20 protein-coding genes are annotated in these 21,041 nt (G+C 47.2%); 11 read left to right on the forward strand and 9 right to left on the reverse strand.

Annotated elements, in window-relative coordinates; genetic code table 11:
- Positions 1–53 precede the first annotated feature (53 nt).
- The 4 genes from ACJJII_RS15925 to ACJJII_RS15940 all read left to right on the forward strand — a co-directional run bounded on the left by ACJJII_RS15925 (position 54) and on the right by ACJJII_RS15940 (position 3,738).
- The gene (locus ACJJII_RS15925; protein ID WP_444896762.1) at positions 54–1,445 is read left to right on the forward strand and encodes a class II 3-deoxy-7-phosphoheptulonate synthase; all 1,392 of its coding nucleotides are present in this window, start codon (positions 54–56) and stop codon (positions 1,443–1,445) included.
- Between the two features lie 446 nt (positions 1,446–1,891).
- Positions 1,892–2,287, forward strand: coding sequence for a hypothetical protein (locus ACJJII_RS15930; protein ID WP_444916892.1), 396 nt, complete (start codon positions 1,892–1,894; stop codon positions 2,285–2,287).
- Between the two features lie 287 nt (positions 2,288–2,574).
- Entirely contained in the window at positions 2,575–2,784 is a 210-nt protein-coding gene (locus ACJJII_RS15935; RefSeq protein ID WP_444916893.1) for a hypothetical protein, read from the forward strand.
- Positions 2,785–2,922: 138 nt separating this feature from the next.
- Positions 2,923–3,738, forward strand: a complete 816-nt coding sequence (locus ACJJII_RS15940; RefSeq protein ID WP_444916894.1) for a DUF817 domain-containing protein — start codon at positions 2,923–2,925, stop codon at positions 3,736–3,738.
- 27 nt (positions 3,739–3,765) lie between these two features.
- Here ACJJII_RS15940 and ACJJII_RS15945 read toward each other — a convergent pair whose 3' ends face one another.
- Positions 3,766–4,836 (reverse strand): alkene reductase, encoded by a 1,071-nt coding sequence (locus ACJJII_RS15945; protein WP_444916895.1) that lies wholly within the window; start codon positions 4,834–4,836, stop codon positions 3,766–3,768.
- Positions 4,837–4,947: 111 nt separating this feature from the next.
- Between ACJJII_RS15945 and ACJJII_RS15950 the strand changes: the two genes are divergently transcribed.
- The 3 genes from ACJJII_RS15950 (at position 4,948) to ACJJII_RS15960 (ending at position 6,818) form a co-directional block, all read left to right on the forward strand.
- Positions 4,948–5,904 (forward strand): LysR family transcriptional regulator, encoded by a 957-nt coding sequence (locus ACJJII_RS15950; RefSeq protein ID WP_444919279.1) that lies wholly within the window; start codon positions 4,948–4,950, stop codon positions 5,902–5,904.
- Between the two features lie 147 nt (positions 5,905–6,051).
- Positions 6,052–6,420, forward strand: coding sequence for a VOC family protein (locus tag ACJJII_RS15955; RefSeq protein ID WP_444916896.1), 369 nt, complete (start codon positions 6,052–6,054; stop codon positions 6,418–6,420).
- Between the two features lie 11 nt (positions 6,421–6,431).
- Positions 6,432–6,818: a RidA family protein gene (locus ACJJII_RS15960; RefSeq protein WP_444916897.1), complete on the forward strand. Its 387-nt coding sequence runs from the start codon at positions 6,432–6,434 to the stop codon at positions 6,816–6,818.
- A gap of 109 nt (positions 6,819–6,927) precedes the next feature.
- Here the strand turns inward: ACJJII_RS15960 and ACJJII_RS15965 are convergent, their stop codons facing one another.
- Together ACJJII_RS15965 and ACJJII_RS15970 are read right to left on the reverse strand one after the other, a co-directional pair.
- Positions 6,928–7,890, reverse strand: coding sequence for a right-handed parallel beta-helix repeat-containing protein (locus ACJJII_RS15965; RefSeq protein WP_444916898.1), 963 nt, complete (start codon positions 7,888–7,890; stop codon positions 6,928–6,930).
- Between the two features lie 307 nt (positions 7,891–8,197).
- Positions 8,198–9,148, reverse strand: a complete 951-nt coding sequence (locus ACJJII_RS15970) for a right-handed parallel beta-helix repeat-containing protein (protein WP_413665251.1) — start codon at positions 9,146–9,148, stop codon at positions 8,198–8,200.
- A gap of 910 nt (positions 9,149–10,058) precedes the next feature.
- Here ACJJII_RS15970 and ACJJII_RS15975 point away from each other — a divergent pair.
- Positions 10,059–12,275, forward strand: coding sequence for a M3 family metallopeptidase (locus ACJJII_RS15975; RefSeq protein ID WP_444916899.1), 2,217 nt, complete (start codon positions 10,059–10,061; stop codon positions 12,273–12,275).
- A gap of 324 nt (positions 12,276–12,599) precedes the next feature.
- Here ACJJII_RS15975 and ACJJII_RS15980 read toward each other — a convergent pair whose 3' ends face one another.
- From ACJJII_RS15980 to ACJJII_RS15995, 4 genes are all read right to left on the reverse strand, one after another.
- Positions 12,600–13,232, reverse strand: a complete 633-nt coding sequence (locus ACJJII_RS15980) for a GyrI-like domain-containing protein (protein WP_444916900.1) — start codon at positions 13,230–13,232, stop codon at positions 12,600–12,602.
- 238 nt (positions 13,233–13,470) lie between these two features.
- Positions 13,471–13,932 carry a GNAT family N-acetyltransferase gene (locus ACJJII_RS15985; RefSeq protein ID WP_444916901.1) on the reverse strand — a complete coding sequence of 154 codons (462 nt, stop codon included), beginning with the start codon at positions 13,930–13,932 and terminating at the stop codon, positions 13,471–13,473.
- 203 nt (positions 13,933–14,135) lie between these two features.
- Positions 14,136–15,788 (reverse strand): amidohydrolase, encoded by a 1,653-nt coding sequence (locus ACJJII_RS15990; protein ID WP_444916902.1) that lies wholly within the window; start codon positions 15,786–15,788, stop codon positions 14,136–14,138.
- A 67-nt stretch (positions 15,789–15,855) separates the two neighbouring features.
- Complete coding sequence (locus ACJJII_RS15995; protein ID WP_444916903.1) at positions 15,856–17,022, reverse strand: PQQ-dependent sugar dehydrogenase; 1,167 nt, start codon at positions 17,020–17,022, stop codon at positions 15,856–15,858.
- Between the two features lie 122 nt (positions 17,023–17,144).
- Here ACJJII_RS15995 and ACJJII_RS16000 point away from each other — a divergent pair, with 122 nt between their 5' ends.
- On the forward strand, positions 17,145–17,351 hold the full coding sequence (locus ACJJII_RS16000) for a DUF2905 domain-containing protein (RefSeq protein WP_282933328.1): 207 nt from the start codon (positions 17,145–17,147) through the stop codon (positions 17,349–17,351).
- 44 nt (positions 17,352–17,395) lie between these two features.
- On the opposite strand, the gene ACJJII_RS16005 is transcribed toward ACJJII_RS16000, so the two are convergent.
- On the reverse strand, positions 17,396–18,502 hold the full coding sequence (locus ACJJII_RS16005) for an L-dopachrome tautomerase-related protein (RefSeq protein WP_444916904.1): 1,107 nt from the start codon (positions 18,500–18,502) through the stop codon (positions 17,396–17,398).
- 17 nt (positions 18,503–18,519) lie between these two features.
- Positions 18,520–19,263, reverse strand: coding sequence for a glycine betaine ABC transporter substrate-binding protein (locus ACJJII_RS16010; RefSeq protein ID WP_444916905.1), 744 nt, complete (start codon positions 19,261–19,263; stop codon positions 18,520–18,522).
- A gap of 123 nt (positions 19,264–19,386) precedes the next feature.
- Here ACJJII_RS16010 and ACJJII_RS16015 point away from each other — a divergent pair, with 123 nt between their 5' ends.
- Together ACJJII_RS16015 and ACJJII_RS16020 are read left to right on the forward strand one after the other, a co-directional pair.
- Positions 19,387–20,298 carry a LysR family transcriptional regulator gene (locus tag ACJJII_RS16015; RefSeq protein ID WP_444916906.1) on the forward strand — a complete coding sequence of 304 codons (912 nt, stop codon included), beginning with the start codon at positions 19,387–19,389 and terminating at the stop codon, positions 20,296–20,298.
- A 152-nt stretch (positions 20,299–20,450) separates the two neighbouring features.
- Positions 20,451–21,038 (forward strand): SRPBCC family protein, encoded by a 588-nt coding sequence (locus tag ACJJII_RS16020; RefSeq protein ID WP_444896778.1) that lies wholly within the window; start codon positions 20,451–20,453, stop codon positions 21,036–21,038.
- Positions 21,039–21,041 lie beyond the last annotated feature (3 nt).

Consider the following 21,041-nt stretch of genomic DNA (forward strand, 5'->3'; position numbering starts at 1 on the left):
GGTGAGCAATATGCTCACCCTTAAGATTTATCCTTTAGAAGTAAGAGTGAAAGATGGAAGTTGAGCTAGGAGTCCCAGTGCCCGAATCCCCCACCCAAATTTGGACCCCCCAGAGCTGGCGAAACTTCACCGCACATCAACAGCCCCAATACACGTCTGCCGAAGATGTTGCCCAGGTGGCTAAACAGCTCTCTGGTCATCCGCCCCTGGTTTTTGCGGCAGAGGCTCGCGAGCTGCGCCGTCAGCTGGCTCAGGTTGCCGAGGGGAAAGCCTTCCTTTTGCAGGGCGGTGATTGTGCTGAATCTTTTGCCGATTTTAATGCAAACCGCATTCGCGATACTTTCAAGGTATTGTTGCAGATGGCTGTCGTGCTCACCTTTGCCGGTAACCTGCCGGTGGTGAAAGTTGCGAGAATGGCCGGCCAATATGCCAAACCCCGTTCAGCAAATACCGAGACAGTGAATGGAGTAGAGCTGCCCAGTTACCGTGGCGATATTATCAACGGCATTGATTTTACCGCTGAAGCGCGCATACCTGATCCACAGCGGATGGTAACTGCTTATAATCAATCGGCTGCCACCCTGAACCTACTGCGAGCTTTCGCCCAGGGGGGATTGGCCGATCTGCATCAGGTGCACAAATGGAATCTCAGCTTCCTGAAGAATAATCCTCAGCGGGAAAAATATGCCCAGCTGGCGGAACGCCTTCAGGAAGCTTTAGAGTTTATGGCGGTATGTGGTGTTACCTCAGAGAACTCTCCCGCAATTCGTGAGACTTCACTCTACACCTCTCATGAGGCGCTTTTGCTTGAGTACGAGCAGGCACTGACACGAACCGATAGTCTTACTGGCAAATGGTATGACTGCTCTGCGCATATGTTGTGGATCGGTGAACGCACTCGGCAACTGGATGGCGCTCATGTGGAGTTTCTCTCCGGTGTTTGCAACCCGATTGGGGTGAAAGTTGGTCCAAAGATGCAACCGGATGAGTTGCTGCGTTTGATCGATAAGCTCAACCCTGAGAACGATGCAGGTCGCCTTACATTGATTACCCGTATGGGCGCCGATACTTTGGGAGAAAAATTGCCTGCATTGGTGCGCGCCATTCAAGCGGAGGGGCGCTCGGTGGTATGGAGTACTGATCCCATGCATGGCAATACAGTTAAAGCGGGTAACGGCTATAAAACTCGTGATTTTGAAAAAATCCTGCGGGAAATTCGCGACTTTTTCTCGGTACACTGGGCCGAAGGAAGCCATCCCGGCGGTATCCATCTGGAAATGACCGGGCAGCATGTTACTGAGTGCACCGGTGGAGCTTGGAAAATTTCTGAGGCAGATTTAGCCAGTTGCTACCGCACTCAATGTGATCCACGGTTGAATGCCGACCAAGTATTGGAATTGGCCTTTTGTGTTTCTGAGTGGTTGCGGGCCGGGCGAATTGCTTGATTTTTAGTCCACGTTAATCAGGCACCCCTTAATCAAAAACCTCTTACATTAAGTCTATGGCTTGAGTAAGAGGTTTTTTTGTTTCCAGTATGGATTTTTTATTTAAAGCTGAATTTCATTGCACTTTTCTAACTACTTATAAAGAATAATTTCCTTTACATTAATGCTGGCTTTCCTTGGTGTGTTGGTAGTGGCACGATTGTCTAGCTATGACGGCGAGAATAGGGATAGTGACAGGTATGATAATGACTTAAGCAATTGCTTGAGCAGTAACTCGTGTTTGTCTGGATGTTCTATTGCACTGCCAATGTTAGCAGATTAGAATTCATTTCCTGTACAGGGGAGCCTTCATTTACATGATAATAGGCAGCTTTCCTTCTTTTTTTGGAATAGTTTTTCTCCTGCTGCACTTATTCTATTTATAAAATGAAAAATTTGGGGAAGTTATGACTAATCCGTATGTTGCGCCAAATTCGGATGTGAATGTTGATGCTGATAATAATTCTGGGCAGAAAAGTGATATTGTCCCAGAGGGAGTTAAAGGTTGGAGTTGGGGTGCCTTCTTTTTTAGTTGGATATGGGCCATCTTTAACAAAACTTATATAGGCTTGCTTGCTCTGGTTCCTTATATTGGTTTTATTTTTTCTATCTATTTGGGAATAAAAGGGCGGGAACTCGCCTGGAGGAATAAGCAGTGGGAAAGTATTGAGCACTTTAACTCTGTACAGAGAAAATGGTCCATTTGGGGTGTTTGTTTCTTACTCATTGCAATAGTGGGTATTGTTGCTGCTGTGGCATTACCAGCATATGTAGAATATAAGAATGCAGTTGGTGGTGTGTAATATAGTTGGCTAAACCCGCTAGTTATAAAATGAAGCGCAAGATAAGGAAGTAGCTTCTTGCTACTTCCTTATCTTGTAAGTTCCTCAACATCTCATCTCCGAACTTTCAGCAAACTTACCTATATCCTTCGGTGTGAATTCTTAAGCTTTACTTTTGCTATGTAGGCAGTCGGGGAGGGTTGGACCTGATATCTTGTTTGTATCATTCTTCTGTCTGGCAATGCCGTATGACCGTTACTAACCGGAGAAGTGGCCAGAAAGTGAGGCTGACTTCCTGGCGCCTGATTATGAAAGATGGCGCTGTCTTTAAGGAATATGAGGCCTTTGGAGGTGGGCAGGAGGTGAAAGGGGTGGCGTATCTGGAGCTTCCTCAAGGTTCAGAGGCAGATCTGGAAATAGTATTCTTTGAAGTGCCCGAGCAATATGGGGAAGTCTTGAACCTAGGTTTTAAAGCGGGGAGTAAAGAGTTTGACTTCAAAAATATTGTGATCAGATAGTTGGATTTGCTAAATATTGATAGGAGTCGCTGGCTGTACGCCAGACTTTTAAATGGAATTGACGTTCCGTAGCCGCCTTGCAGAGCATCAGGGCTTTCTACCGTACAGGTGTTATTTGCAGTGTTATCAAGTGTAGATTTGAAACGATATATACGTGAATTCTGGCTGTTCGGCTTGAGGCAGGCTTACGCCTGCATGTTTGGCGGTTTCCTGCTGGGAATTATGATTGTCACCAACTATTGGTATCCACTGGAATCGATTCACCGGTATGACTTTATTTTTCTGGCTGCCATAGCCTTTCAGGTCTTTCTTCTAGCGACAAAACTGGAAACATTTAGGGAGTCAATAGTTATTGTCGTATTTCATGTCGTTGCGACCGCCATGGAGATATTTAAGACCTCCGATGCTATTGGCTCATGGAGTTACCCGGAAGAGTACTTCTTTGGGATTGGTAATGTGCCACTGTTTACAGGGTTCATGTATAGCGCAGTGGGCAGTTACATTGCTCGAGTGTGGCGAATTTTTGAATTTGAATATTCTCACTATCCATCGAAATTGCTGACAGTTGTTCTGGTTGTGTTTATCTATGTCAACTTCTTTACACATCACTATATCTGGGATTTCCGCTGGGCATTACTAGCGGGAACAGTGTTAATGTTTTATCGAACCAATATTTACTTTAAGGTCGTTGAAAAGCATCGCTCTATGCCGCTTCTTTTGGGGTGGTTGCTGGTAGCACTGTTTATTTGGTTTGCTGAAAACATTGCTACTTTTGCAAATATATGGATTTACCCTAATCAATCCCACGAATGGCAAATGGTATCTCTGGCGAAGCTCAGCTCGTGGTACTTGTTAATGTTGCTCAGTTTTGTGTTGGTCTCATTGATAAGTAATATAAAGATCCGACCTGTGGCGGTAGCCAATCTGAGTGAGGAGGGTGGGTCGCCCGCTTAAGGCGACCTATCTGCAAATATGAAGAGGTCAGGACATCGTGGGATAATTGGTATAGCCGTTTGCACCGCCTTGGTAGAAAGTGCTCGGGTCTGCTTCATTCAAGCTGGCCCCTGCTTTAAACCGCTCAAGTAGATCCGGGTTGGCCAGGAATGGAACACCAAAGGCCACTGCATCCACCTGTTGCTGACCAATGGCTTCATTGGCCTCATCTCGCCCGTAACCCATATTGCCTATTAGGTTGCCCTTGTACTGCTCCCTGGCGGGGGTTAATACATCTCCAAGTTGCTCACCCAGGAAATCCGCTCGCATCAGGTGCCAGTATGCCAGGTTGTACTCATTAAGCTTATCGGCGAGCCAGCGGGTATGTCCCACAGGGTCGCTGTCACGCATGCTATTAAATCCGTTCAGGGGGGATGTTCTCAATCCGACCTTGCCTGAGCTCCAAACCTCGATGACGACTTCCAGAACTTCGAAGAGTAGGCGTGCACGATTCTCCAACGCCCCACCGTATTCATCTGTTCTTAAGTTTGAGCCATCCCGCAAGAAATTATCCAGTAGATAGCCGTTTGCACCGTGAACTTCTACCCCGTCGAAGCCGGCATCTCTGGCATTGATTGCTCCCTGCTTAAAAGCTGCAACAATACTTGGGACCTCCTCGATTTCAAGAGAACGAGGGGTGGTGTAAGGTTTTTTTCCATCCGGTGTGTGGACGCTATCATCAATGGCGACTGGGCTTGCGGCTACAGGTGTTGCACCATTATTGAGGTCTGGGTGACTGGCTCGTCCGCCATGCCAAAGTTGCAGAAATATTTTGCCGCCTCTCTCGTGCACGGCATCAGTGACTCGCCTCCAGCCTTCAATCTGCTCCTGGGAGTAAATGCCTGGTTCAGAGATAAAGGCCGAGGTTCCCTCAGCTACCATGGTTGCCTCGGCAATAATCAGGCCGGCGCCTGCCCTCTGTGCATAGTACTCAGCCATTAAAGGGGTAGGTACATGGTTTTCAGCTCTTGAGCGGGTCAGAGGGGCCATCACGGCACGGTTAGTCAGTTTTACATCACCCAATTGAATGCTTGAAAACAAGTCTTGTGTCGCAGTCATCTTGTTCACCTTAAATGTTGTCGCTGAATGCAGTTGTCTCTCGATGGCGCACAGACTATTCTCTTGGGTAATTTGAAACAATAAGGCGTTTGGAAATTGATTGTTCGCGATTTGGAAACTATAGACTTCCGAACTTTATCTATCTTTGTAACCACTTGTAGACTGATGAGTCTGACTCACTGCGCCGAAGAGCTGGGATTACCCAAATCTACGGTGAGCAAGGCCATATCGAAGTTGGAAGAGCAGTTACAGGCCAGGCTGTTGGAGCGATCTACCAGGAAAATTGAGATCACTGATGCAGGTAAAGTCACTCTGCGTCGCGCTTCTCTACTGGTAGAGGAGTTTAAATCCTTGCGCGAGGATGTGCGGGAGATAGAGCAGCAAGTACAGGGGTTGCTGCGTGTATCGGCCCCCCCGGCCATGGGGAGCTACCTGGCCCAGTATATTTTCCCTCCATTTCTCCAGCAGTGGCCGAAAGCCCAAATCTCGCTGGAGCTATCCAACACTTTTGATGACCTGTTTATTCAGGGTATAGACCTGGCAATTCGTGTCGGGCAGATCGCCGATGACCGTTTGGTGGCGAAAGAAATCGGGTATACGACTCAGGTTCTGGTAGCCAGTCCGGACTATTTAAGGGAGTACGGAATACCTGAGTCACCCCAGGAGCTCAGGCAGCACAATTGTATTACAGCCGGGACTGCCCCTGAGTCTGCTTTTTGGACTCTGGTATCCGAAAACAAAACGGAATCTATCGAAGTGCGAAGTAACTTCCATTGTGGCAATCCAGAAACGGCAATAAGGGCTGCTGCTGGCGGGGTGGGAATAGCTCAAATTCCGGTTAACAGCATGATCTGCGAGTTGGAGAAGCAGGAGTTAATACGAATATTTCCTGAATGGCACGCGATATTTATGCCAATTTATGTAGTCTATCGGCCCGGAGTCAATAAGCCCAAGAGAGTCTCGGCACTGTTGGAGTATTTAAATGAAATTAAAGGCCGGTTTGAGTTCGGTCCTGATCACCAGCTGTGCCAATATGAAACCTGCCCGTTGACTACTGGGAATTTGTAGATTTTAGGTAGGGGCAATAATCTGGAGGTGCCGTTCTCACTAAATAGAGACCTGATCACGGATTGAAAACTTTGAAATACAGTAGTTGCTTTAGCGGTTAGACCATAAAATCTTAGGTCTTACTTTTCCAATAGGGTGCTTTACGACATGATTTCTCATATAACATTAGGTACAAATAACTTGCCCAGGGCGGGGCTGTTTTATTGCAAGATTTTAGCCCCTATTGCTGCAGAGGAAGTTTATCACTCTGATACAGTTATTTTCTGGCAGTTTAAAGGCTCCTCCACAAAACTTGCTGTTACTGCTCCCTATGATGAAAAGCCGGCGAGTATTGGTAACGGTACAATGTTAGCCCTTAACGTTGGCAGTATTGATAAAGTCGATAAGATTTTTTCTGTAGCGCTTGGACTTGGAGGGACATCTGAAGGTGATCCAGGCTATAGGAATTCGGAATCTTTTTATGGGGCCTATTTTAGGGATTTGGATGGAAATAAAATAGCCGTATTTACTCGTTAGAAGGAGTTAAAGTGAGAAAATTGGTAAGTTCCGGTTCATACCTTGAGAATCCCATAGGGTTTTCAAGAGCCTGTAGGGTCGGGGGGCAAATCGCTATATCGGGGACCGCTCCTATATCAGAGGGCAAAACTGCCTTTATCGGTGATGTTTATGGCCAGACCAAACTCTGCTTGGATATTGCGGTCGCTGCTCTGAAGGAGGCTGGTGGACATCTGTCTGACGTTATTAGAACCCGGATTATGTTAGTTGATATAAAGCGCTGGGAAGATGCGGCCAGGGCACATGGGGAACTGTTTTCAGATATTCGCCCTGCCTGTACTTTTGTGGAGGTTAAAGGGTTTATTGACTCTAATTGGTTAGTGGAGATTGAGATGGATGCCGTTGTCTCTGAAAGTTAATTTGAAAAGGGGGTAATGCCGACCTGAAATAGTAGCATTGGCAGTAAAGGGGGGCGGGGTTATTGCCTTAGTTTAAAGGCTAATAACCCCGGCAGACGTAACTTAGGGTTTATTCAAGGCAGCTTGGCTCCGCGGATGTGAAGGTGTTGCCTGACCAAAGGTTATTGTTAACGCTACAATCCTCACTCTCAAAAAGATCTTCAAGGTCGAATAAGCCGTTTCCTGTGGCAGTGTTAAAGACAATGTTATTGCCAATGGCGTTAACACCGATAACTAATATACCGTAAGCTCCATTGTCACTGCTGGTATTTTGACTGATGCCATTGTTGGATGCGGAAAATTCTAATGAAATTCCAGAAGATCCATTTTCTACTGTTGTGTTATTCGAAACGGTGCATGAGCTTCCTTCAATTTCAATACCTGTATTGTCATTGTCTTGTACAATGTTCGAGACAAAGATTGAAAAATCCCCATCTAATTCGACTCCATCACCGTCGGACCCAGTAATAGTATTGCCGATTATTGTATTGGAAGTGCCGTCAACTTCCATGCCCTCGTCACCGGATAACTCAATTATGTTTTGGGAAATAAAATTAAGGTTACCATTGATATCGATTCCATCATCTGAGTCATTCCCGTCACCAAGTGTATAATTGCCTGTGACGATATTGCTATCACTGCTTACAACAATGGCATCGTCCAGTGGAAGTAATATATTGATGCCGTATACGGTATGAAGCCCACCTTCTGAAAGTACTACTGCGTCGTTACAGCCATTAATTGTGCCTGTGGATAGTTCACCGGATGAGCCTGTAAGGACTATCCCGTTTGACTGATCCAGTCCGGAACAGGTAAGTGAGAATCCTGCCATATATAGGCTGCCACTTGGTCCTTGAATAGTGAGAGCTGCGCTATTTGGGGCACTGATTGAACAGGTTAGATCTTCTGTTAGTGTTGCGGGCTCTGTAATGATATCGCCGCATTCTACAGCGTTTATGCTTGGTGATAGGGAAGCACCTAGAGAAAGTAGTGCCGCGGATAGAATTTGAAGGTAATGGTTGGGGTACAACATGTCTAACTCCTTTTAACAGATTTAATAAGTGTAGATATCTTTTTATTGAGAATATTTAGCGGAGTAATTTAAGGTGTCTGTATCTTTTAATCTGTCGGATATGGTCTCTTATTGTTGAGACGGATTTAAGTGTCTGCTAATGTCGACAGTAAAACTATTTATTAATGGTTGTGGGTGCGCAACCTTTTAATTGAATGGCGATTCTCTTTTTGGGAAAGAGAATCGCCTTAAGGTTTAAAGTGGGTTGACAAGGAGGTTTGCTATTTATAAGTTCTTGAATTGCTTGCTTGTAAATTCCCTCAAGTATTTAATCTAAACAAGAGGGATCAGATGTGGTAAATGTATTGTTTTGCCAGGTATTACTGCCTGTGCAATCAAAGTCAACTGCATCAAATAAGTCGTAGGTTTGGCCCTCAGAGAAATTACCAGAAATCGTATTGTTGGTAGGTTCATCGTCCGAAATAAATATTCCATAAGTGCCATTATCAACAACGTTGTTATTGACAATACTATTACTATCGCCTTGATCTAGGTCGATTCCCCCTTCCTCGTTATCAGTAACATTATTTAGAGAGATAGTGCCGTTGTCACTATCAATTTCAATACCGCTGCTACCATTGAAGGCGGATATGTTGTTGGTGATATTTGCAAAAATACCGTCAATTTCAATGCCATCGTTTCCTGAAAAATAGACCTCGTTAAAGGTAACCGTATTGTAGTCTCCTGCAACTTCAATACCTTCGTCACCAGCATTTTCAACTAGATTGTTGTTGACTAGATTGTTATTACCCTGGATATCGATACCTTCATCGGAATCCCACCCATCTCCAGTGATTGTCATGTTGCTGACCACATTGAAATCGCTTTCGACATATACAGCATCATCACCAAAATCAGTGATAGTGACACCTGTAACAAAATGGTTACCATCCCCTCCAACAGTCACAGCATCGCCGCAACCGATTACGCTACCCCCGCTAAGCCGGGCGCCACTTTCCAGTAAAATAATACCTGTGCCAAATTCATTGGTGGAACAGGTTAAACTGTAATCTCCCATTGAAAGGCTGCCAGATGGTCCCTCAATTGCTATTGCGACAGAAAATTCATCAGCAATAGTGCAGACTAAATCACTGTCGAGGGTGGTCGGAGAGGTTATTACGTCACCACAGCTAACCGCCTGAGCTTGTGAGCCTGAGGCAATACCCATTGATAAGACTGCTATAGCTGCGCTAAGTGGTAAAATGGATTTCTTTTGCATGAGTCTATCCCTAACTTTTAATCAGTTGAGCGAATGTATAAATAAAATAAAAAGCCAGATTTCCGGATTTGTTATTTGTGCCTGAAAAAGAGCACCTGCTTTTCGTTTAAATATTGCCCGATCTGTCTTGATTAGATAAATATTGTTTTGAAGTTTTAATAGTATTTTTTAATGGAAATAATTATAAAAAATTGCATAAGGTGGTTGAGTTTATTGAGCGCCCTTAGCTTTATTTCCGAATTTCATTGATATATGTGGTAAATATTCTGATAATTTTACGGATTGTCGCTAATTGCATTTTCTTATGGGGGAAATATTTCCAGTAATCGTGACTTTTATGTTGGAGAGGATTTTGTGAGTAGAAGAAAAGTTTCCACCTAATTATGAATGGGAATAGGTTTTTCTAAATATATTTAAATGTGTTTGTTTGTTTGTGTTGAGTTTAGGTGCGGCTTTATAGATCGTTTACTGTTGTAAGTGAAATTTTGATTGCTGTTCCAAAACTCCTCTGATTTAAAGGCTCAGTTTTAGCTGCAAGACAGCGCACTTTTATTTACAAAAGGTAAACAAAGGTGTGGAGTTGTATTAGCTGGCTGCTGAAGGCTTTATTTATGCTGAGTTTTAAGTGAGATTCCGGCGGTGACGAAAATACGCTGACTTTGACCGGGTAGGGGATTTGGGTCGAATTTACCGATTTGGTTACTTTAGAAAAGGACTATTAAGCGGCCGAAGTGTGGGCAGCAGGAGTGTCTAGACCATATGGTCAAAGTCGAAGGAAGTCGTCGTGTATTTCTTTCACTTTGTCGCAGCCTTGGCTGAGAATGGCGGTAGTATTGGCGGGCATAGGCCAACTGGGGTTAAACTCCCGCTCTTAAAACTATTACAAAGCTCTATCCTAGAGGAGATACCGATGCGTCAAACAATGATCGCACTATCCGTGGCCGCAGCTCTTGCGGTAGTGGGCGGTTGTGGTGAAAAGACACAACAGGCTGAGGTGGTCAAAGATACCGTGAATGCCGAGAAGTCCATGGCTGTTAGTCCGGAGCACGCCAGCAACATGCTATTGGCGGAGTGGACAGGTCCTTTTGGTGGTGTTCCTGCGTTTGACAAGATGAATCTTGAAGATCTCAAGCCCGCAATTGAGAAGGGTATTGAGATGAATCTGGCGGAGCTGGACGCCATCGCCGCCGATCCTGCCAAGCCTACTTTCGCCAATACTTTTGTTCCGATGGAGCGCAGTGGTGCAGAGTTGGGTCGTGCATCTTCTTATTATGGAATCTGGGCCGGCAATATGTCCTCCCCGGAATTCCGTAAGGTCCAGCGTGAACTGGCACCTCTGTGGGCTGACTACGAGTCCAAAATTTACCAGAACAAGGCCCTCTTTAAGCGCATCAAGTCTATCTATGATCAGCGTGAGTCGATGGATCTGGACGCTGAGCAGAAGCGCGTAGTCGAGTTGGTATATACCCAGTTCGCAACCAATGGCGCCACCCTGGAAGGGGAAAAGAAAGAGCGCTATGCAGAAATCAACAAGCGCTTGGCGGAGCTCTATACAAAGTTCTCCAACAATGTACTGGCTGATGAGGAAGGTTACGATATCTTCCTGACAAAAGATCAGCTGGGCGGCCTACCGGATTCCTTTGTCGCCGCAGCGGCAGCAATGGCGGAAGAGAAGGGCGAAAAAGGTAAGTACGCGATTACCAATACCCGTTCCTCCATGGATCCCTTCCTGACTTACTCTGACAATCGCGAGTTGCGTAAGCAGATTTGGACCAATTACTACAGTCGTGGTGATAATGGTGATGAGCGCGATAACAACGCCATTATCGCTGAAATCCTGAAGCTGCGCGATGAGCGTGTCGGCCTGCAAGGCTTTGACAACTACGCTCAGTGGCGCTTGCGTGATCGTATGGCCAAATCACCTGAGCGTGCCATGGAGTTGATGGAAGCGGTATGGCCGGCTGCAGTTGGTCGCGTGAAGGAAGAAGTGGCTGATATGCAGGCAGTGGCTGATGCTGAAAAAGCCAATATCACTATTGAGCCCTGGGACTACCGCTACTACGCAGAAAAAGTTCGCAAGGCCAAGTACGACCTGAACTCCGATGAAGTTAAACAGTACTTGCAGCTGGATAACCTGCGTGAAGCCATGTTCTATGTGGCTGGAGAGCTGTTCAATTTTGAGTTCACTCCAGTGAAGGAAGGCTCAGTACCGGTATTCCATGAAGATGTTAAGGTCTGGGAAGTTACCGATAAGACGAGCGGCGACCATATCGGCCTCTGGTACCTGGACCCATTTGCTCGCGCGGGTAAGCGTTCTGGAGCCTGGGCAACCATGTACCGCGACCACTCCACTTTCGATGGTAAGAAGAACGTTCTCTCTTCCAACAACTCCAACTTTATCAAGGGCGCTCCCGGTGAGCCTGTACTGGTAAGCTGGGATGATGCAGAGACTTTCTTCCACGAGTTTGGCCATGCGCTGCACTTCCTTGCGTCCAACGTTACTTATCCGACCTTAAATGGCGGTGTGCGTGACTACACTGAGTTTCAGTCTCAGCTGCTGGAGCGCTGGTTGTCTACCGATGCGGTAATCGATAACTATCTGGTGCACTACAAAACTGGTGAGCCGATCCCTGCGGATCTGGTGAAAAAGATCAAGAAAGCAGCCAAGTTCAACTCAGGCTTTAGCACTACTGAGTACCTGGCATCTGCACTGGTGGATATGAAGTTCCACACTGCTGACCCTGAAGGTATCGATCCAGACAAGTTTGAGCGTGAAACTTTGAAGAAGCTGGGTATGCCGGATGAACTGGTGATGCGTCATCGCTCTCCTCATTTTGGTCATATCTTCTCTGGTGAAGGCTACGCGGCCAGCTACTACGGCTACATGTGGGCCGACGTACTGACCTCCGATGCCTCTGAGGCTTTTGCTGAGTCCAAAGGTGGCTTCTACGATAAGGAAGTAGCTGCGAGACTGGTGAAATACTTGTTCGCTCCTCGCAATGCGCTGGACCCGGCAGACGCTTACCGCTCTTTCCGTGGTCGCGATGCCAATATCGAAGCATTAATGCGCGATCGTGGCTTCCCGATCCCTGAAAAGAAAGCGAGCACGGTAGCTGTTAAGGACTAATTAGCAATAGTCCCCGTGACAAAAAAGCCGCATCCTTCGATGCGGCTTTTTTTATTGGTTTAACTTAGTCTGTGAGTATTTCAGCTGGTTTCTGATCTCACCCTCTGTGAAGTTCTTTTACTTGTTTAGCCGCAGGCGCTAATTAACTTAGCTGGAAACATTAACACCTTGAATATATTCCCGGTGTATAACTTAATAAATGGCTTTCAGAATTGGAGGGTTTCTTGATAAGAGTTAGTGTATAGCTGGTACTAAAATAGGGTTTGGATACTGGGGGGGATCTGATGATAAAAGTTGGTTGTGGGGGTGAAAATAAGCCATTGTTTAGCTAACCCGAAACCTTAATACGGTTTTCAATTTTTCCGGTGCCACTTTTCTTGTGTCTGAAAGATAAATTTCCTTGTGTACCTTGGATAGGCGATTTAAGCCCTGATCTTTAGCAAAGGCTTCCATTTTCTCAAAGCTGATAGGCTCATCCTCAAATCTCCCTAAGTGGAGCATTTGTACACACTTCCCCTCTAAAATAGTCTCAAAGTTAACTTGATTCAGTAATGGATTTGGTTTTTTGTTCTTAACGTAGTTAAGTATTTCCTTGAAAAAGGGTAGCTCGACAAAATCAGGCTGACGTATCATCAGCTTATAGATTAAATCTTCTTTTTTGATCTTCCCTGAATAGCTCTCTTTGGCCTTTTCATTGATGTCCCAGACTCCCTCTAATGGATAGACTGTAAAATCAAAGTATCCAGTCGGCTTCTCATCCGTTTTTTTGGGAAGCATCTTGATGGCATAAGCCAAGGAATATAGGGTACCGATACAGTTCGTGAATGACTCCCCGGCAGGGCTGCCCTCTTCATGAATAGTAATGTAATTGAGTTTAGGGATGTCGATAACTTCAGGTAGAGTTTTAGGGAGATAGAGGGATTTTTCTTTTTTTCGCCATTCATGTTTTACTGGCATAGTATTCCCTTGGTTCTTTCTAGGTCACTTTAAGTTTACTGTTTATAAATACAGTATTCAAGGTGGGTGGTTTAATGTTGATGTTTGGCAGGTCAAGTTAGATTAGGCGAAAGGAAATTTTCACTTATAACTGAATGGCTTTATGACGACTTTGATCCCGGCGCGTTGGGTGATGATTGAGCGATGATTAATAGGTACAAGCCTGCCATTTTGGGTAGGCACTATGCCGCAGACAGTTTTATTGTCGTCTAATTGTAAGATCTAGTGAAAGTCGCAACATATCTTTGTGTTGCACTCCGTCTTCAACAATGGGTTGATCATAGTTGTGTAAAAAATAATCTTTAACAACAGATTCAACCCTGAACCCATGGCGTTGATAAAAGGTTAGTTGGTAACCGAATGTGCCAGTGCCCAGCTCTATTCGGTGAATTCCTTTGGTGGTGAGCTCTGAAAGAGAGAACTTTAACAGCTTTGATCCAATCCCTTGCTGCCGCACCTCAGGAGAAACTGAGATATTGAAAATCTCAGCGATTGCGGTATCAATTTCTTTTACTACGCATATACCCTCCACAGCGCCAGCATCAATTGCTGCGAAACACCAGGATTCAGGTAAATAGCTGTCTATTTTCTTCTTAGAGGGATCTGCTTCGAGTAGAAGATATAAAGGTGCATCGCTTACGGGTATTTGGATGTACTTCATAGCGCGGTCTATTTGTTTCTCTTTCAGGCATTAACCTATATGCGCTTTATCAATAAGGTTTTCTTGTATTCACAAAAAGTAGTATAGCAATACCGCAATACAAGGCTCTTGGTGAATTATGGGGCGGTCGTTGTTTCTGCGAATACCGATTTTCGCCGGTATTCGCGGTTTGAAGTGCGGGAAAAGTGAAGGTTAGTGACTGGCTAAAGGGGTTTACGGTAGACCTGTTCTCCTTCAACCCAGGTCTCCAGAACTTGTACCTTCCAGATCTCCTGGGGAGCTATCGTAAAAATATCCTTATCCAGCAAAATAAAATCGGCGAACTTCCCGGCTTCAAGGTTGCCGATGACTTTCTCCTGATGGCTGGCATAGGCTGCATCCAGGGTAAAGGCGCGCAGGGCTTGCTCCAGGGTCATAGCTTCTTCTGTGCGCCAGCCTTTACTGGGGTCTCCCTGGCGGTCGCGGCGGGTAACGGCGGCGTGTAATCCGAAAAGGGGGTTCGCGGGTTCTACAGGGAAGTCGGAGCCTGCGGCTATAGGAGTGCCTTGTTCCAGCAGGGTCTGCCAAGCGTAGGCGCCGATCAGTCGCTCATTCCCCAGGCGGTCGCCGGCCATGTTCTTATCGCTGGTAGCGTGAGTGGGCTGCATGGAGGCAATCAGGTTGAGCCGGGCGAAGCGCGGAATATCTTCCATCTCAATAACCTGGGCGTGCTCCACGCGATGACGATAGCTAGCCTGGCTCTCTGCCTTGTTTAGGGTTTCCAAATGGTTCAATACGATATGGTTAGCCCTGTCGCCGATTGCATGTACGTTAACCTGGAAGTTATTGTCGGTAGCCAGCTTGAGCAAAGCCAACATTTTGTCTTCCGGGTAGAGCAGCAGCCCCTTTTCCTGAGGGCGGTCGTGGTAGGGCTCCAGCAGGGCAGCGCCTCGGCTTCCCAAGGCGCCATCGGCGGAAAGTTTGATGCTGCGCATATACAGCCGGTCCGATGGCTCTCCAATATGCCCCGCCTGAAGTAACTGGGCATAATTGTGGCTATCTACTGAAAGCATGGGGTAAATACGCAACGGGATGGCTTTCTTATTTGCCAGGTCTCGGTAGGCGTTCAGGGTCTGTTCGCTGATACCCGCATCATGCACACTGGTTAATCCCAGGGAGAGAGCGGTGGTAAATGCATTTTGTAGGTTCTTTTTCTCCTGGGCTAAAGTAGGTGCGGGTATCGCCTTGTACATCAGGCTCATGGCGTTATCGATCAGGATGCCTGTCGGGTTGCCGTTTTCATCCCGTAGAATCTCACCGCCATCTGGTGATTGGGTTTCCTTGTCGATCCCCGCTAACTCCAGGGCCCTGGAATTGGCCCAACCTGCGTGGCCATCGACCCTGCGCAACCAAATTGGCTGCTTGATTTCCAATTTATCCAGTTGTTTACGGGTTGGGAAAGCTTTGTTGGGCCAGGTAACCTGGTTCCAGCCACGGCCCGATAGCCATTCGTCGGGCCCCAGATCCCGGGCGTACTTCTTGATGGCTGAGAGTGCTTGTGCAAGGGAGTGATCGCGTAAGTCCAATTCCCCGGTAAGTTGGCCCAGGCCCAGCATATGGCCGTGGGCATCAATTAGGCCTGGAAGTAGGGTTTTACCCTGCGCATCAATTCTATCGGCTGTAGGAAATTGCTTTTGCAGCTGTTGATAGCTTCCAGTTGCCAGTACCTTGCCTTGATCAAAGGCTAAAGCATCGAACGTGAGTAGTTGATCATCAGTAGTTTGGTAGCCGGAAACATTGTGAATCAGAGTGGTGGACTGAACACACAGTGAGGTGGCCATAAGTAGAGTGGCGGTAAGGGGGCGGAAAAAACGCATAGATAGCTTGCCTTATAGGGCGACTTTTGAACCTCGCCCCAACTAGTCGAATATCTTGAAATTCGAGTTATTGTTTTGCTGGATCTATGCGCAGTAAACGGCCTTTGGGGCCATCGGTCAATATGTAAAGACTGCCATCCTGGCCAACTTCTGCGTCGCGTACACGCTCCCCAATAGGTATCCTTAGCTCGCCAATGGCAGCGCCATCTTTTATCTGAATGATCCTTAAATCTTCGCTAACTAACCCGGCGGAAATAAGCCGTCCTTTCCATTCGGGGAAGGCATTGCCGGTGTAGAAGGCCAGTCCTCCAGGGGCATGGGTATCGAGCCAGGCCAGTGCGGGCGAGGTAAATTCTGGATCCTCGATTTTGAAGGCTATATTGGAGCCATCCCGGTAGTCCCGACCAAAAGTGACCCTTGGCCAGCCATAGTTACTGCCAGCTTTGAGGCGGTTCAATTCATCGCCTCCTGCGGGGCCGTGTTCGGAGGACCAGATCTCCCCACTTTGTTGATCGATCACCAACCCTTGGGGATTGCGGTGGCCAAAGCTCCAGATTTGCGGCAGGGCATCTGCTTGGTTTTTGAATGGGTTGTCGTCGGGAATTGAACCGTCCCCATTAATACGAATAATAGAGCCGAAGTGGGTTTGTAGGTTTTGGGCCTGTTCCCGGGCAAAAATATCGAGGAATTCTTGTGGGGGATTACCGCCATCGCCAATGGTAGCCAGCAACGTTTTATCGGGTAGGAAGGCGAGCCGGGAACCGAAGTGTGCGCCGTTATTTTTACCCTGCGCGGACTTGAATATCTCTTCAAAGTTTTCCAACTTGCCGTTATTCCATTTAGCCCGACCAATGGCAAGTCGGTTGTTGTCCATATTGCCAATGGCATAACTGAAGTAGAGCATCTGGTCTTGAGGGAAGGTGGGGCTCACAGCGATATCCAGTAGGCCCCCTTGGCCAAGAAACAAGATTTCTGCTGGAAACTTGATAGGGTCCGCCAATAATTTTCCATCTTTTACAATTCTGAGTTGTCCGCTGCGCTGGGTGATAAGAAAACTTCCATCGGGCAGGCTGGTTATACCCCAAGGGTATTCAAGTGGGCCGGCGACTGAAGTAAGGGTAACCCCTTCGGCGAGCGGGATAGTGCCTCGGGAAATCAAAGGATTACCCTGGCTATTGGCGGCTGTACTTAAAAAGATGCAGGTTGTGACAACTACAATAAGGGGGTATTTCACCACATGGCCTCTATCGATTTGTCTCGGGATTGAGCATAGATAGAGTAGTCACTGGGGAATGTCCAGGCAGTGCGCCAGGGTAATTGTCAGGGCGTTAAATCACTCTGTAGGGAGGTGCATAGATGTCCCGCTGGTTGATTATCGCAGGAATAATTTTAGTGTTGGTTGGGGTGCTATTGCACTTTTCCCCAGGGTTATTCAGCTGGTTCGGGCGCTTGCCGGGAGATATTCGTGTAGAGTCGGGGCGCACCCGTTTTTACTTTCCAATTGTATCGATGATTATCGTTAGTTTGGTATTGAGTTTACTGGTGAATTTATTTCGACGTTAATAAAAAACCGCCAGGGCAACTATCTCCTGGCGGTGAGAGGGAGTTTATGGAGTGTAGCGGAAGCGCATCAGCTTGTAGGGTGGCTTGGCATTACCAAGGCCAGAACTGAAAGCAGGATGCTGGTGAAGCTGATCCTGGGTGATATATACCCAGCCATTGCTAATAGCGAGGCTGTCAGGCCAAGAGAGTTGTTTGTCCTGTAGCAGGATTTGGTAATTGCCCTGGGTGGTCAGTCCAATGGCGTTATTCTGCAGGTCGGTAACCAGCACGCCACCTTCCGGTGCCATTGCAATGCCATCACTGGGGTTTTTGGGGCCAAATTCTTCAATTTGTGCGGTTAGTTTACTCTCGGAAATATCGGCGTCCGCCAACTGCGCCGCAGGAAGACGGAAGATTTTATCGCCGCTGAGGCTGCCAAAGTAGAGCCATTCAGACTTGCCGTCCAGGGCAATGGGATTGAGACCAAAGTGCAGGCTTTTATTCGTATCACCTTCAGTTTTAGCCGCTAGCAAAACTCCGCCGATGATGAGATCCTGCTTTGGCGGCATAAATTCATTAGCGCTTTCCAGTACGCGCCGAGAGCGTCCGGTTTTCAGGTCGACGACAATAATTGCCGGTTTGGTCGCGCCGTTAAAATTACCGAAGGACATATCGGCGATGTAGATTTTTTGGCGCTTTTCATCCAAGGCAAAATCCTGCGGAAATGAATTTTCCACTAATGCGGACTTGGAGATTTCAATCTGTTGGTGCAGTTTATTATTGACGCTGTCCCAGGCGACAAGTTGGACGGGTGTATTTTCACCGCCCATATCCAAAATCCAGACGATGCCTTTGCTGTCAGAGTGAATGCCAATTACTGATCCAAAACCCACTTCACCCTGCTCAGACCCATCCGCCCAATCTCGATTGGGAAAGGGTTGCTTGGAGCCGTTTGCCATTACCTCGAGTACTTTTAGTTTTGGCGCATCCAGTGGGTGCATGCTGACCAGTACCCGGCCATTGGGGGTGACAGTGACACCGGCAGCGCGGGATTCGCTGAATTCAGTGACTGTTTGCAGGGAATCCGCTTCAGCTGCGTGAGTGACACTGGTGGCTAAGCTGCCAACACCTGCAAGAGCCAGTGCGGCAAATAGTATTTTCGAGGACTTCATTGCGACTTCCTTAAATTTTACGGTGTTTTAGTTTTGGCTTGTTTGCGCAGAGCATCTTCCAAGGCGCTGAGCTTTTTGTTGCCGATATAAAGCTGGGACAGCGCAGCCAGGGCGGTGCTGCCAATCTTCTGTTTGGCATCTTTGCGCACGACGAGCGTTGCTTCATCTTGAGTGCCGAGAAGCCCTTTGGGATCTTTTAGTGCGCGGATGGTGTAGCGGTTGTGAAGAAATTGTGGGTGCCACAAGGGGATCACTACCCAGTGCTCCTGCGCTACGGCGTCTTCAAAACGGTTGAAGCAGTCCGCTTCTGTTCCCGGTCGGAATTCGTAACCTGCCTTATCGAGGCCATAGGCTCGGATCATTTCAGCGGAAAAGCGGCTAATACCCGCACCGGGATTGATTCCCTGGATCAGGCGATCCATACGGGTGAGGGCAGGTTCGCTGAGTAGGTCATCAACGCTGGCAATTGCTTTCTCGGGCACATAATCCGGCACACCCCAGATACAGTAGGGCTCATACAGCACGGTCACTTTTTCTACCTGGTCCAGTAGGGGATTCAGATAGACCTCGTGGCTGGAAGGCAGCCAGGCGGAAGTTAAAAGGTCGATTTCTCCGTTCTTTAGCAGCTCGAAGGCCGCTTCATGGGGGGCGGACTTGAAGCTGGTTTGGTGGCCGTGAGCCTCAAGAACCTTGGAGACTTCCCGAGCGCTAGCATCGTGGAAAGAGAGCGCAATGTGTCCGATGCGAATACTGTTATCCATAGCGAAACTCCCTAGTGTAAGTTTGTGACTGTGCAGTAGTGACTGCGATAGGGGTATTGTGGTTGCTTTGATTTACCGGATAAACTGCTATTAATAGAAATCAATATTCGGTATTTCCGATCAATGCTGGTAGATAATCTCAAGTTGTTCCTGCAAATTGTTGATAAAGGTAGCCTGGTCGCCGCAGCGCGGGACTCGGGCCTGTCTTCCAGCAGGGTTTCCGAGCGCCTTGCGGCACTGGAGTCGCACTTCGGTGTGGTGTTACTGAATCGAACAACCCGGGCAATTAGCCTGACAGAGGAAGGGCGCACCCTGATTGAGGGTGCTAAACAGATTCTGGGTGAAGTGGATGACCTTGAAAGCCGTATTCGATCAGGAGCGCAGACCCTGTCAGGTGGCATTCGCGTAAGTGCCCCCTGTGACTTGGGGCGGGCGATTGTGGCCCCGGAAATTGACCGCTTCTTACTGGATCACCCGGCTATTTCTATTGAATTGCTGTTGTCTGATGGTTATGTGGACATTGTTGGCCAGGGTATTGATATAGCCTTGCGTTTCGGCGCAATCACCGACAGTTCACTTCGGGTCAGGACCCTGAGCCAAAAGCAGCGCATCCTCTGCGCTTCTCCCAGATATTTACAAGAGCGAGGTACTCCACAAAAGCCCGAGGACCTGAAGGGTCACAACTGTCTGGTAATGCGTTTCGGTGAAAATCTGGATAACCACTGGCGCTTTCTCGATGGCCGCGATGGATCGGGGAGTGAGCAAACTGTGGTGGTACGCGGCGACCGGGTGACCAATGACGGGGAGCTGGCTCGCCAGTGGTGCCTGAAGGGAAGTGGCATTATTTTAAAATCAGAACTGGATGTAGGGCCGGATATTCAGGCGGGCAGGCTGGTTCGCCTGTTAGAAGAGTACACTCCACCGCCGGTACCGCTTCAAATGTTGTTCCCTCCAAGCCGGGCCCAGCCGCGCCGGGTGGCGGTATTTGCAGACCGATTAGCCATGAAATTTATATCCACTTCTGCGATCATTTAATCGCCTCTCTTAAATTGATTGTTATCTTTATTTATTTTGAATTCAGGCCGTAAATCTATGGCTTTTTTTTATTCTTCTATAATTAGGCTTGTGACTTTCTAGTTCATTTATATCAGTGCCGGTATTAAGTTTTTTAGTGGTGGAGGCAGTTGATGATACTAGACATCATATATGCGGTAATTATTCTGTATGTGTTGATTTGCCTGGTGCTGTATTTTAAAGACAAGTCCTACTTCTACAAAAATGCTGCCATTATACAAGCCCCGCCCGAAGCCTTGTTTGATTATGTGGTAGACCTGCGAAATTGGGAAAGCAAATATCCGAACACTTTATTTGCGGAATACAATCTGGGGGGCGATAAGTCTACTGTAGGTAGCGTGGCGATCGAAAAATATTGGGGGATTACTGGCTACCACGTAATGAAGCATCAATTAATAAATTATGAGCGGCCCAACAAAATTTCCTGGGAGGGGAAGACGATTTACGGTGGTGCGCTGGTTCTATTATTTTTACCAATTACTAAACACATCACGGGCCATTTCAGTTACACCATTACCGAAATGAAGGGTGGGGCAAGTCACTGGGAGAGACAGTGTTATTTCAAAATGCACTCTGCGAACCCAATTTATCAGCTAGTGTACTTGCTTTATATGCCGCTGTTCAGACTTGAGCTGTTAAAAGCGTTGCGGCTATACCAGGCAGAAGTTAAAGAAATGATGGAGAAGATTTACACGGATTAATTG

The sequence above is a fragment of the Microbulbifer maximicatervae (SeqCode) genome (assembly GCF_052467825.1).

Bases quoted from the DNA above. Each gene is read 5' to 3' on its own strand.
- ACJJII_RS15925 (WP_444896762.1), top strand. From the start codon at position 54: ATGGAAGTTGAGCTAGGAGTCCCAGTGCCCGAATCCCCCACCCAAATT.
- ACJJII_RS15930 (WP_444916892.1), top strand. From the start codon at position 1,892: ATGACTAATCCGTATGTTGCGCCAAATTCGGATGTGAATGTTGATGCT.
- ACJJII_RS15935 (WP_444916893.1), top strand. From the start codon at position 2,575: ATGAAAGATGGCGCTGTCTTTAAGGAATATGAGGCCTTTGGAGGTGGG.
- ACJJII_RS15945 (WP_444916895.1), bottom strand. From the start codon at position 4,836: ATGACTGCGACACAAGACTTGTTTTCAAGCATTCAATTGGGTGATGTA.
- ACJJII_RS15955 (WP_444916896.1), top strand. From the start codon at position 6,052: ATGATTTCTCATATAACATTAGGTACAAATAACTTGCCCAGGGCGGGG.
- ACJJII_RS15965 (WP_444916898.1), bottom strand. From the start codon at position 7,890: ATGTTGTACCCCAACCATTACCTTCAAATTCTATCCGCGGCACTACTT.
- ACJJII_RS15970 (WP_413665251.1), bottom strand. From the start codon at position 9,148: ATGCAAAAGAAATCCATTTTACCACTTAGCGCAGCTATAGCAGTCTTA.
- ACJJII_RS15975 (WP_444916899.1), top strand. From the start codon at position 10,059: ATGCGTCAAACAATGATCGCACTATCCGTGGCCGCAGCTCTTGCGGTA.
- ACJJII_RS15980 (WP_444916900.1), bottom strand. From the start codon at position 13,232: ATGCCAGTAAAACATGAATGGCGAAAAAAAGAAAAATCCCTCTATCTC.
- ACJJII_RS15985 (WP_444916901.1), bottom strand. From the start codon at position 13,932: ATGAAGTACATCCAAATACCCGTAAGCGATGCACCTTTATATCTTCTA.
- ACJJII_RS15990 (WP_444916902.1), bottom strand. From the start codon at position 15,788: ATGCGTTTTTTCCGCCCCCTTACCGCCACTCTACTTATGGCCACCTCA.
- ACJJII_RS16000 (WP_282933328.1), top strand. From the start codon at position 17,145: ATGTCCCGCTGGTTGATTATCGCAGGAATAATTTTAGTGTTGGTTGGG.
- ACJJII_RS16005 (WP_444916904.1), bottom strand. From the start codon at position 18,502: ATGAAGTCCTCGAAAATACTATTTGCCGCACTGGCTCTTGCAGGTGTT.
- ACJJII_RS16010 (WP_444916905.1), bottom strand. From the start codon at position 19,263: ATGGATAACAGTATTCGCATCGGACACATTGCGCTCTCTTTCCACGAT.
- ACJJII_RS16015 (WP_444916906.1), top strand. From the start codon at position 19,387: ATGCTGGTAGATAATCTCAAGTTGTTCCTGCAAATTGTTGATAAAGGT.
- ACJJII_RS16020 (WP_444896778.1), top strand. From the start codon at position 20,451: ATGATACTAGACATCATATATGCGGTAATTATTCTGTATGTGTTGATT.